Below are 11098 nucleotides of genomic sequence, written 5' to 3' on the forward strand. Positions count from 1 at the left end.
TCGAGCACGTCAACCTTGACCTTATTTATGGCACGCCCGGGGAAGTGGACGATGACGTCAAGCGCTCGGTCGATGCAGTTCTTAGCGCTGATGTTGATCACGTCTCGGCCTATTCGCTGATTATCGAGCGGGGAACGGCGATGTTCCGCAAAGTGCGCCACGGTGAGTTGACCGAAACTGATGAGGACACATTGGCCCGTCGGTACGGCATTATCGACGACGCCCTCAGCGGGCAGGGTTTCTCCTGGTACGAAGTCTCCAACTGGTCACGTCCGGGCGGCGAGTGCCGGCACAACTTGGTCTATTGGCGCGACGGCGACTGGTGGGGTGCCGGCCCGGGCGCGCACGGCCACATCGGTAACCAGAGGTTTGTTAATGTCAAACACCCCGCCCGCTACTCTGCGATGATCAGCCAGGGCGAGGACGCGCTTGCCTTGAAGGGTGTTGAGGACTTGTCGCCCTCTGAACGCCATGAGGAGCGCGTAATGTTGGCCTTGCGGTTGGCCGAGGGGATCGAGGAATCCCAGCTGCCTGAATCAACAACATCGTGCGTGGAGCGCTTCATTGATGACGGGTTGTTGTGGCGTCCTTCTCCCGATCGGGTGGCGGTCACGAACCGTGGGCGTTTATTAGCGGATGGGATCATCACCGATATCCTGGTGAGTGAAGATAGCTAGCGGGCTCTCAGAGCTAGCAGCCCGTCACGAGGGCCACGGTTGTTCGACGACACGATAAGGAGGTACTGATGGCTGGAACTCAAGAACGCCGTGCTGAGGTGTTGCGGGCCATCGTGACCGATTACATTACGTCGCGGGAACCGGTGGGCTCGAAGTCGTTGGTCGAGCGTCATAAATTGGGCGTGTCATCGGCGACGATTCGCAATGACATGGGCGTGTTGGAAGCGGAAGGCTACATCACGCAGCAGCACGCTAGTTCCGGGCGCATTCCCACAGAGAAGGGCTACCGGGCTTTCGTCGACACGATCCATGACATTAAGCCCTTGTCCAGGGCGGAGCATCGCGCCATTTTGTCGTTCCTCCAAGATGGTGTTGATTTGGAGGATGTTTTACGACGCAGCGTTCAGTTGCTCGCCCAGTTGACCAGGCAAGTTGCTGTGGTTCAAGTGCCGACGCTGACCGTCAGCCACGTCAAGCACTGCGAAATCGTGCAGCTGACGCCTCATCGCCTTCTCTTGGTGTTAATTACGGACACGGGACGTGTGGAACAGCGGAATGTGGAGGTCACGTCGGAAATTCCGACTGAGGATGTCCCGCGTGTTCGCGACGCGGTGAACCGCGCGTTGAGTGGCAAGACCCTGGCGGACGCTCCCGACGCGATGGAATCATTGGTGGCTCATGCGCCGCGTGAGCTGCGTTCCGTCATTGTCGCGTGTGCCACTGTGATCGTCGAGACCCTTGTTGAGCGCCCGTCCGACCGGCTAATCCTTGCCGGGGCGTCGAATTTGACCCGTACGCAGGAGGGATCCAACGCGTTACGGCCCGTGCTGGAGGCCCTTGAGGAGCAAGTGGTGGTGCTGAAACTGCTGGCTGCTGCTCGGGATCTGGAGTCCGTGCACGTGTCCATCGGCGAGGAGAACGAAACCGAAGAGCTCCGGGGCGCGTCCATCGTGTCTGCTGGATATGGTGGGGCGGCCGAGCGACTGGGCGGCTTAGGTGTCGTCGGCCCAACATTTATGGATTATCCAGGTACGATGTCGCACGTTGCCGTCGTCGCTAAATATGTTGGTGACGTTCTCCGCGGAGAATGATCAGCGGGGAGTGATCGGAGCGGGCCGCGATCCTCGTAGCAGAGGACGTCGGAAAACTAGCACTCACAGTGCAAGAGTGCTAAAACTGAGCACGAGTGGAAGAACGTATTATTATCGCGAGATTCCCCGCTTTTAACCATTATTAAATTGTGAACAAAGCTAACCCCTGAACACTGACGTAGGTAAACAAGGAGTACGTGAGCTGTGGCTCGAGATTATTACGGAATATTAGGCGTCGACAGAAATGCTTCTGACGCGGACATTAAGAAAGCTTTCCGACGCAAGGCGCGGAAGTATCACCCCGATGTCAATGATTCCGCTGAGGCCGCTGACAAATTCAACGAACTCAAAATCGCCCAAGAGGTGCTGACCGATCCGCAAAAGCGAAGCATCGTTGATGCCGGCGGTGACCCCGAGGCACAGCCTAATTATGGTGGCGCAGGTGGATTCTCAGGTGGCTTCGGCGGTGGCGGCCTGGGAGATATTTTCGAGCAGTTCTTCGGTGGTGCGGGCGCAGGAATGCGTGGACCCAAACCGCGCGTGCGCCCTGGTAACGACGCCCTCGTCCGCATGAAGCTCGATCTCGCCGAGTGCTACACCGGTGTTCGCAAAGAGGTCACCGTCGATACGGCTATTTTGTGCGATGCCTGCCAGGGCAAAGGCTCCCAGTCTGGCCAGTCGCCAGTGACGTGCCCGACGTGCCAAGGCCGAGGTGAAGTCGTCGAAACACAGCGCAGCTTCTTAGGGAATGTGCAGACCGTTCGGGAGTGCAGCCGATGTGGCGGCACCGGTGAGATCATTAAAGATCCGTGCCCGAAGTGTGATGGCGATGGTCGTGTGAAGAAGCGTCGCCCTATCACCGTCGATATTCCGGCAGGTATTGACGACGGTATGCGTGTTCGCCTCTCTGGCCAGGGCGAAGTGGGCCCCGGTGGCGGACCGGCCGGCGATCTCTATGTTGAGGTTCGTGTGGCACCGGACAGCGTTTTTGTCCGCGAGGGCGACGACCTCCACCTGAGCGTGTCGGTCCCCATGGTCGACGCAGCGCTCGGCACCTCGATTTCCGTGAAGGATCCGGTAGGGGAGGAATTCCCCCTCGACATTGCGCCGGGAACGCAGCCGGATGAAACTATCACCGTCGAGGGCCGGGGTATGCCGCGAATTAGGTCCGACCGCAAAGGCAATGTGGTGGCTCACGTTAGTGTCGCCGTGCCGACCAAGCTGGATTCCAAGACAGAGAAGTTGCTGAAGCAGGTGAAAAACCACCGCAAGGACGATGCCGTCGTGAACGACAGGGAATCGGGTGGCGGTTTCTTCTCCCGGCTGCGTAGCCGGTTTGTTGGGCGTTAAGTGTTCACATGAGTGATCCCGTCTTTGTGTATGGCTTCGCTGGATATCCCGGCGGAGCATTTCCATCGTTAGCCGACGTTGTTGGTCCGCGTGACGGCGGCACCGGCCAACTCGGCGGGCAACGCGATGACGAGCCCGGCGGTGACCCTGATGCTCACCAGCAAAAGTCACTGACGCAGTACGACGTGGGCGATGTCGTTCTTCTCACCGGTTCTGAAGGCCGTCATGCTGTCACCGTGAAGCGCCTGGTGGCGGGGGATTCGCTGGTCTTGGTTAATGGTGAGGGCGATTGGCTCCGATGCACAGTGGAGTCCACCCCGTCAAAGACGCAGCTGAGGGCCACAGTTCTGGAGGCCGGCCACACGCCGATGTCCACCCCGCCCATCACCGTCGTCCAAGCTCTTCCCAAGTCGGATCGGTCCGAACTCGCGGTTGATCTGGCCTGCCAGGCGGGTGCCGACACTATCGTCCCGTGGTCGGCCTCTCGTTCGATTGCCCGGTGGAAGGGCAAAGAGAGGAAAGCGGGCGGCAAGTGGGCCGACACTGCTGTCGCGTCGTCGAAGCAGTCCCGACGTGCGCGCTTTCCACGGATCGGTGCTTTATCAACGACGGATGACGTCGTCAATGCCATTGAACAGGTCACGCAATCGGGCGGCCTCGCTCTTGTGCTGGAGGAATCGGAATCGGTTCGTGTGACTTCGTTGGCCGAAAAGCTACGTCAGGCGACGCAGATCATGCTCATTGTGGGGCCTGAAGGCGGCATCGCTCCCGATGAACATGACGCTTTTGTTCATGCGGGTGCCACCTCCGTCGTTCTTGGCCCCGAAGTATTGCGAACTGCCACAGCCGCGAGCGTCGCTCTGGGCGCTGTGAATGTGCTGTCCGGGCGTTGGTCCGAGGCGCGATAGGCCTGCATATGAGCGTCGGGGCGACGAGAACCACACTGCACGCTACACTGAGTGAGCACACTAACCAGGGAGGTTTCCACTGAGTACGTCGAATTCGGCATCCCGACGTCATTCCCCACGGTCCGGCACTTCGCGGGCGCTAGCCGGTGACGATCACGAGAGCGTCGTGTCGTCGGCTATATCGTCGTTAAGCTTTGATCTTGACGACGAGTACGCACCGCAGGTCCTTGGTCCGGCGGATCAGAACCTCCGCATCGTGGAGCGGTCAGTGGACGCCGATGTCCATGTTCGCGGCGCCCGGGTCACGGTGTCCGGCAGGCCCGCGGATTGTCAAGCGGTCCGTCGGATTTTCCTCGAGTTGCAGTCGATGGCCCGTCGGGGGCATCCCATTTCCGCTGACGCCGTGTCCAGAACTGTGACATTGGTTCGGGGTGAGGCGGCGACGTTGCCGTCGGAGAGTGCTGCGATTGTGACGCGGCGCGGGCGGGGTGTTCACCCCAAGACCCCTGGTCAGCGCGATTATGTTGATGCGATTGATAGCAACACGATTGTTTTCGGGATCGGTCCGGCGGGGTCGGGTAAAACCTATTTGGCCATGGCTAAGGCTGTGCAGGCGCTGCAACATCGTGAGGTTCATCGGATTATTCTGACGCGGCCGGCTGTTGAGGCTGGCGAGAATTTAGGGTTTTTACCTGGGACGTTGCACGAAAAGATCGATCCGTATCTGCGTCCGCTGCACGATGCCCTTCGCGATATGGTCGAGCCGGAAACCATTCCTAAGCTGATGGAATCCGGGATTATCGAAGTCGCCCCGTTGGCCTATATGCGTGGGCGGACCCTCAACGATGCTTTCGTCATTCTGGATGAAGCCCAAAACACCACGCCCGCGCAGATGAAGATGTTTCTGACGCGTCTCGGTTTTGGTACAACAATGGTTGTGACCGGTGACCTCACCCAGGTCGATTTGCCCCACCAGGAGTCGGGATTGGGGCGCGCCGTCAATGTGCTGGAGGGGGTCAAAGACATCAGCGTTATCCGTATGCAATCCGAGGATGTTGTTCGGCATCATTTGGTGTCCGCCATTGTCGACGCATACGCAGCCTTTGAGGGTGACGACGGTGATAGCGCTCGTTCGGGAACGTCGCGACGAGGTAAATGGCATGGTAGCCACCATGATGCTGGACGCACGCAGGGTGAGCGGCCTCAGCATCAGCGGTATGTGTGGAAGGACTCAGAGTGAGTATCGAAGTCTTTAATGAATCCGGGTACGACGGAGTCAACGAAGAAGCTCTTATCGACGTTGCGCAATTCGCTCTTATGCGGATGGATATTCACCCGGCCGCAGATATGACCATTTCTATTATCGATGAGCCGACGATAGAGGACCTCCACGTCCGGTGGCTGGATCTGGAAGGCCCGACGGACGTCATGAGTTTCCCTATGGATGAGCTCACTCCCGGCTCTGGCAGACCAGACGCGGATGCCCCTGGTCCCGCAATGCTAGGTGACATTGTTCTGTGCCCCGCTTTTGCTGAGCGTCAGGCCCATCGCGCCGGCCACGGTTTGGGCCACGAGTTGTCTCTACTGACTGTGCACGGCATTTTGCATCTGTTGGGCTATGACCATGTGGCCCCCGAGGAGGAGCGGCGGATGTTCGCCCTCCAGAACGACATTCTCGCTGACTGGTACACCGACCTGGAAGAACGCGGTGTGTCGTATGGGCCGAAGCCGACGGGGCCGGGTGCGTTTCCCACCGCGGCAGATCGTGAGGCGCTGGATCAGGACATGATTAAGTCCACAGTTGGTGGGATGATCGCGGAGCCGACTGATCGCGATAAGTCATAGAAAGACGTTACATACCCGTGAATTTTCTGACTGAAGGCCTTATTGACTGCGTTATTGTCGTGGTTCTTTTGGCTATTGCCGCGATTTTTACAGCAGTAGAGACCGCATTGATCTCGATTTCACGCGCCCGTGTTGAAGACATGGATGAGACACGGAGCACCCGCACGTTATTGGCGATATTGGATAATCGGGCTCGTTTTATTAACCCCCTCATTCTTGTGCGAACCGCGTGCGAGGCGGGAGCATCGGTCATTATTATGGTCCTCGCTATTCGGTTAATTCACGAGGCTGCCGTTGTTGTTGCGATTGTCCTGCTTACGGTCCTTTCTTATGTGTTCTTGGGTGTGGTCGGACGAACTGTCGGCCGCCAAAACCCCTACACGGTTGGTTTGCGAGCGGCGTTTTTCTTACGACCGATTGTGAAGTTATTTAGCCCGCTGGCATCGTTGCTCATTTGGTTGGGAAATGTTTTTACGCCCGGAAAGAAATTCGAACAAGGGCCCTTTACTAACGAGGTTGAGCTTCGTGAAATGGTGGACATAGCCTCGGAACGCGGTGTTGTTCAGGTCGAAGAGCGACGAATGATTCAGGCTATTTTCGACTTAGCTAATACGCGTGCTCGGCAAGTGATGGTTCCACGAACAGATATGTTGTGGATTGAATCGGAAAAGAGCGCACGCCAGGCAACCCGTTTGTGTGTTCGCTCAGGCCACTCCCGCATTCCTGTCGTCGGTGAGAATGTCGATGATATTGAGGGCGTTGTTTATCTGAAAGATCTCGTGGCTTTGTCCTATGACGATCCCAGTAAAAACTCGACGCCGGTCAAAGAAGTCATGCGCCCGGCGGAATTTGTTCCCGATTCTCTGCCCTTAGACGAGCTCTTGGGCGACATGCAGACATCCCACGACCATATAGCTCTTCTTGTCGACGAATTCGGCGCCATTGCTGGTTTGATTTCCATTGAAGATATTTTGGAAGAAATCGTGGGAGAGATCAGCGACGAGTATGACGAGGACGAAGTTGCCCCCGTCGAGGAACTCGACGATGGATCGTTCCGACTAGTTGCACGGTTCTCTCTAGACGAATTGGTTGAGCTCTACGACGAGAAGCGGGGAATTGATATCGAATTCTCCGAGGAGCAGCTCGAGGACGTCGAGACCGTCGCAGGTTTGTTGGCCTTTGAGCTAGGCCGTGTTCCACTACCGGGTGCCCAGGTCACGACGGCGGGGCTCACGTTCCGCGCTGAGGGAGGACACGATCGTCGAGGCCGCATCCGGATTACCAGCGTCGTTGTGAGCCGTTCGGCCACGTCCAGTGAACCTGTCAATGGTGATGACCCGAAAACTGAGATCGTCCGCAGCGGCGCGGGTGATCACGAGTCTGAATCATGATGAGTGATGAGCATGGCGGGCACATGTCATCACGCTAAATATCATTGCTCCATAAATAACAAATTGCCCCACACGCTAGAAGGAGAATAAACGCGATGGACGCACCACAAGGCAGTTCCCTGGGCGATCAACCCGATGGTTTTCGGTCAGGTTTTGTTAGCTTCGTCGGACGCCCGAATACGGGGAAATCGACGTTAACCAATGCCTTGGTGGGCGAGAAAATTGCGATTACTGCAGACCAACCAGAGACCACTCGGCATCCCATCCGCGGTGTGATTCATCAGGATAATGCCCAGATTATCGTTGTCGATACCCCTGGGTTGCACCGCCCACGAACGCTCTTGGGCGAGCGCTTGAATGAAGTGGTTAAAGATACATACGCCGACGTCGATGTCATCGGGGTGTGTGTTCCCGCGAATGAGAAACTGGGGCCGGGGGACCGGTGGATTGTGGAGAATGTCCGTAAAGTCGCCCCCAAAATGCCTTTGATCGGCATTGTCACTAAAACTGATATTGCATCAAAGGATGAAATCGGTGCCCAACTGCTCGCACTCCATGATCTTCTCGACGGTGCCGATGTTGTTCCATGTTCTGCGAAGGATAATTTTCAGCTTTCCACTCTTCTCGACGTTTTGACGAGCTGTCTTCCTGAGGGACCAAAGTTTTATCCCGATGAGCACGTGACGGACGAAGACCGTGACACACGCATCTCCGAATTAATCCGTGAGGCCGCGCTATCGGGGCTGCGTGACGAGTTGCCTCACTCGGTGGCCGTGGAAGTCGACGAGGTTTTACCCAATCCCGACCGCCCTAACGTTCTTGATGTTCATGCCATTATTTATGTTGAGCGTCCCGGTCAAAAGAAAATTTTATTGGGTAAAAATAATCGACGGATGGGTCGGATTATTTCTCAATCGCGTAAGTCACTCATCGAACTCATGGGGCAGAACGTGTTTGTTGATCTGAGGATCAAAGTGCTCGATAATTGGCAGTCCGATCCTAAGTCCTTAGGAAGATTGGGCTTTTAATTCTTTTATGCGTCAGAATTATCGCGACCGCGCCTTAGTAGTTCGCCATTACGATTTCAGCGAAGCCGACCGCATTGTGGTTTTGCTTACTCGTGAGCATGGCGTCGTCAGGGCTGTCGCGAAAGGCGTACGGAAGAATAAAAGCCGGTTTGGTGGTCGCCTCGCGCCGTTTGTCGTCGTCGATGTTCAGCTCTATGTTGGCCGGGGGTCACTGGCGACGCTGACGTCGGCGGAAACGGTCCGCTCCTACAACCAGTTGATTGTTGATTCCTACGCCAAGTACACGGCTGCGTGCGCGGTGCTTGATGTTGCCGAGAAACTGACGGTGGGCGAAGAGGCCACGTTATGTGACGACGCTGCAGCGGCCATCCGCGATATTGCGCACTCCTGGCCGGTGGACTCAGCTGCACAGGGGGAGCAGTCCAGCGTGCGTGGCGAGGGCTTGCCGACGTTGCGCGTCGACAAGTTTGTCCTGCGTGCCCTGGCTGCAGAGGGCTGGGAACCGCAACTGTTTTCCTGCGCCGGATGTGGCCAACCAGGCCCTCACCATGCGTTTTCCGCGTCGATCGGTGGGGCAGTGTGTGGTGCGTGTCGCCCGCCCGGAGCCTTGACAGTTCCCGAGGAATCCCTGCGGTTGGCGTGGTGGCTTGCTCATGATCGCGACGGAGCGGTCCGCGATGCATGGATGTCGTCGGGCGATTCCCCAGAGTTTCGTCGTATAGCTGACGGGTGCCATGACTTGGTCGTCGAGCATGTGCAGTGGCATCTCGGCATGAAGCTGCGGACCGTCGAACTCATGGAAGGCTAGGTAGCTGGTTCCGCGTGATTACGCGCCCGCGCTCGGTTGGTCGTCGGACCAGGTCGGCAGGTGGTCGTGAACACCAATACCGGTCTGGCAGAATATTCCATGTGAATTCTTCGTCATCTGTTCAACTTCCATCTGCTCCGCCTGATCTTCCCGCTGACTTGATTCCTCGCCATATTGCTCTGGTGATGGATGGGAATGGTCGATGGGCTCGGGAGCGTGGTCTTCCCCGCACAGAGGGGCACAAGCGCGGTGAGGCCGTGCTGATGGACGCCGTCGATGGTTGTCTCGAGGCCGGGGTCAACACTTTGTCGGCCTACGCGTTTTCGACTGAGAATTGGCGACGCAGCCCTGAAGAGGTTCGCTTCATCATGGGGTTTAGCCGTCGGGTGTTGCACGATCATCGCGATGAGCTGGATGCGAAGGGCGTTCGCATTCGCTGGATCGGCCGTCGTCCCCGGTTGTGGAGGGTAGTTATTCGCGAGCTGGAGAAGGCTGAGGCTCAGACCGTGAATAACACCCGAATGACGCTCAACATGTGCATTAATTATGGCGGTCGTGCGGAAATTGCGGACGCCATGAAATTAGTGGCCGAAAAAGTTCAGAGTGGTGAAATTTCTCCTTCGGATATCACTGAAAAAAATATTTCATCATTCTTATATGATCCGGAAATGCCCGATGTAGATTTATTTCTTCGCCCGTCGGGAGAAAAAAGAACCTCGAATTTCCTCTTGTGGCAATCCGCCTATGCGGAGTATGTTTTTCAAGATGTTCTTTTCCCCGATTTTACGAAGAACCATATTTGGGCCGCTATAAATGAATACGCTCACCGTGACCGTCGTTTCGGTGGGGTCAAATAGTGGCGACGGAGTGATGTAGCGGCCAGGGCCTGGCTGCATGGTTGTGGGGTTGATGGTGTGTACCGAGGAGTGATCGATGAATTCGAAGAAGACCACTGATGTCCCTACCCCTACCCGCAGGCAAATCAACCGGTGGCAGCGCTATTTAGCGAATGAACGCGCTGAGGCGGCGGTGTATCGCGAACTCGCCCGGAAGAAAACGGGGGAAGAGCGCACCATTCTTTTAGAGATCGCTGAAGCCGAGCACCGTCACGAGGAGTACTGGCTGGAGCGCCTCGGTGATCGGGTGGGGATGCCGCGTTCGCCCAGCTGGGGGACGCGTTTCCTCGGCTGGATGGCAAAAAACATGGGCTCCGTCTGGGTCTTGGCACTTATGCAGTCTGCAGAGACCCGCTCCCCGTATTTGAAAGACACCGACGCTACCGAGCAAATGATTGCCGACGAAGCGATCCACGCCGAGGTTGTTCGTGGTCTGGCAGCTCGCGGGCGAGAAAACATGTCGGGGAGTTTCCGCGCAGCGGTATTCGGCGCCAACGATGGCCTGGTATCGAACTTGGCGTTGGTGCTTGGTGTGATCGGCTCCGGGATTTCGCATCACACTGTCCTGGTGACCGGCCTGTCCGGTTTGCTAGCTGGCGCCTTGTCGATGGGGGCCGGGGAGTATGTATCGGTCTCCTCGCAGCGGAAATTACTTGCGGCGTCAGAGCCTAACCCGGAGGCGAAGCATATCGTCCCGAAGTTGGACATGAATGCCAACGAGTTGGCTTTGGTTTATCGGGCGAGGGGATACGACGCGGAGAAGGCTCAACGTAAAGCTGTCGAGGTCTTCGACGAGGTCACCCGCGCGATGTCCGCGCAGGAACAGCCGGGAGCGCGGGATACTGCACGCCGTATGGCTAACCCGGTGTATGCGGAGTCGCATGATGTCGTGGGTACTGCCTTGGGCGCGGCTGTATCAAGTTTCCTGTTCTTTGCGTCCGGTGCGATCATCCCGGTGTTGCCGTTCTTGTTGGGTATGACGGGGCTTTCCGCAGTGGTGGTGGCCTGCACGCTGGTGGGGATTGCGCTTTTGTGCACGGGAGGAACCGTCGGTTTGCTCTCTGGTACATCCGTGGTGAAGCGTGCGTTATTCCAGCTTGCGAT

11 protein-coding genes are annotated in these 11098 nt (G+C 57.2%); all 11 read left to right on the plus strand.

Going from position 1 to position 11098, the window contains the following annotated elements; all coding sequences use genetic code 11:
* Positions 1-677 (plus strand): coproporphyrinogen-III oxidase family protein (locus Q3981_RS09225; RefSeq protein ID WP_368410105.1); only part of this gene is annotated, 677 nt, incomplete at its 5' end.
* A 65-nt stretch (positions 678-742) separates the two neighbouring features.
* Positions 743-1768 carry a heat-inducible transcriptional repressor HrcA gene (gene hrcA / locus Q3981_RS09230; protein WP_303125553.1) on the plus strand — a complete coding sequence of 342 codons (1026 nt, stop codon included), beginning with the start codon at positions 743-745 and terminating at the stop codon, positions 1766-1768.
* A 204-nt stretch (positions 1769-1972) separates the two neighbouring features.
* Positions 1973-3118, plus strand: a complete 1146-nt coding sequence (dnaJ, locus tag Q3981_RS09235) for a molecular chaperone DnaJ (RefSeq protein ID WP_012731955.1) — start codon at positions 1973-1975, stop codon at positions 3116-3118.
* A gap of 8 nt (positions 3119-3126) precedes the next feature.
* A complete protein-coding gene (locus Q3981_RS09240) occupies positions 3127-4026 on the plus strand; it encodes a 16S rRNA (uracil(1498)-N(3))-methyltransferase (protein WP_303125535.1) in 900 nt (299 codons plus the stop codon).
* 166 nt (positions 4027-4192) lie between these two features.
* Positions 4193-5266 (plus strand): PhoH family protein, encoded by a 1074-nt coding sequence (locus tag Q3981_RS09245; RefSeq protein WP_303125537.1) that lies wholly within the window; start codon positions 4193-4195, stop codon positions 5264-5266.
* Entirely contained in the window at positions 5263-5871 is a 609-nt protein-coding gene (ybeY, locus tag Q3981_RS09250; protein ID WP_303125540.1) for an rRNA maturation RNase YbeY, read from the plus strand. The genes Q3981_RS09245 and ybeY overlap by 4 nt, the downstream gene beginning before the upstream one ends.
* Before the next feature lie 17 nt (positions 5872-5888).
* The gene (locus tag Q3981_RS09255) at positions 5889-7262 is read left to right on the plus strand and encodes a hemolysin family protein (protein ID WP_303125542.1); all 1374 of its coding nucleotides are present in this window, start codon (positions 5889-5891) and stop codon (positions 7260-7262) included.
* Between the two features lie 95 nt (positions 7263-7357).
* Positions 7358-8290, plus strand: coding sequence for a GTPase Era (era, locus tag Q3981_RS09260; protein ID WP_303125545.1), 933 nt, complete (start codon positions 7358-7360; stop codon positions 8288-8290).
* A gap of 7 nt (positions 8291-8297) precedes the next feature.
* Entirely contained in the window at positions 8298-9098 is an 801-nt protein-coding gene (recO, locus tag Q3981_RS09265) for a DNA repair protein RecO (RefSeq protein WP_303125547.1), read from the plus strand.
* Between the two features lie 101 nt (positions 9099-9199).
* Positions 9200-9955, plus strand: coding sequence for an isoprenyl transferase (locus Q3981_RS09270; RefSeq protein WP_204087214.1), 756 nt, complete (start codon positions 9200-9202; stop codon positions 9953-9955).
* 76 nt (positions 9956-10031) lie between these two features.
* Positions 10032-11098 (plus strand): VIT1/CCC1 transporter family protein (locus Q3981_RS09275; protein ID WP_303125551.1); only part of this gene is annotated, 1067 nt, incomplete at its 3' end.

It is taken from the genome of Corynebacterium sp. (genome assembly GCF_030530965.1).
Taxonomy (GTDB): domain Bacteria; phylum Actinomycetota; class Actinomycetes; order Mycobacteriales; family Mycobacteriaceae; genus Corynebacterium.